Here is a 929-nt window from a genome sequence, read left to right as displayed (position 1 = left end):
TGGTCTATCCACTCGCGGTTGATGCTGTTGCTCCGGCTGTATCGGGATAGCGACTGCATATTCCTTGCGGACTTCTCGAACTTCTGCAAATTTTCCTCGCTGTTGTCGATAATCACATACTGGTTATAGATGTGGTTGCAGGAAAGCAGCAGCCCCACGGGGGAGGCGAAGGAGAGGCGACAGTCCGAGCGGTCGGTGGAGAGTTTCTCGTAGCGGATGTCGGTAGCCACCTTTCCTGGCATATCCTCCGCGTCGGAGAGGGTGTGCAGGCACAGGCGGTTGTCACCGATACGCATTTCTTTTGCCGAGAGGTCGATGTCCTGCAAGGTCGTGTCGCCTTCGGGCATGAGCGAGAAGTAACGCTCTATCAGCCCGGCGGACTTCTCCGTCCCGACAATCTCGTCGGTGGAGAGGCGGCGCAGCCTCACAAAGCCGCTGTCGTTCATGATGCGCTCGAACTGTTCGGCGGCCTCCATGAACTTCCCGGCGGTTTCCTTGTCCAGCTCCTTCGGGATGATATGTCCCCGGCACAGCGTACTGAAGTTGCTCTGCATACGGTTACGTTCTTTCGTCGTCTTGGTCAAGTAGAGATAGCAGGAGTGTTTCAGGTACGGACGCTCGTTGAAGTGGCGTTCAAAGGAACGGCTCAAGAAACTCATGTCGTCCTTCTGTAACTCCGGCATATATTTCTCCTTGATGAACCAATCCTGCTTATGCACGACGCAGAAGTACGGCAGCACCTTGATAGCCTTGCACCAGCAGCCGTGTATCGCCTCGTACTCTGCGCCCGTCACGGTGTAAAGCTCCGGCAGTTCCACCTCAAAAGCCACCGTGATGTCGGCGTCTTTGGAGATGATGCAGCCATGCTCCACCGCCAGCAGGGGGAACTTGTTTTCCAGTGTTGTCATTTTGGATGTATTTCTCATGTC

At 55.2% G+C, this 929-nt stretch carries 1 protein-coding gene; it reads right to left on the bottom strand.

The window, feature by feature from the left end; genetic code table 11:
* Nucleotides 1–926, bottom strand: a 926-nt coding sequence (locus tag DXA54_RS27985; RefSeq protein WP_120081218.1) for a TraG family conjugative transposon ATPase, incomplete at its 3' end; no start/stop codon positions are given.
* Nucleotides 927–929: the final 3 nt, after the last annotated feature.

Origin of the sequence: Bacteroides sp. OF03-11BH, from assembly GCF_003604005.1 — a bacterium.
Taxonomy (GTDB): Bacteria; Bacteroidota; Bacteroidia; order Bacteroidales; family Bacteroidaceae; genus Bacteroides; species Bacteroides ovatus.
The sequence above is the reverse complement of the archived record's forward strand: the minus strand, read 5'-3'. Positions and strand labels throughout refer to the sequence as shown.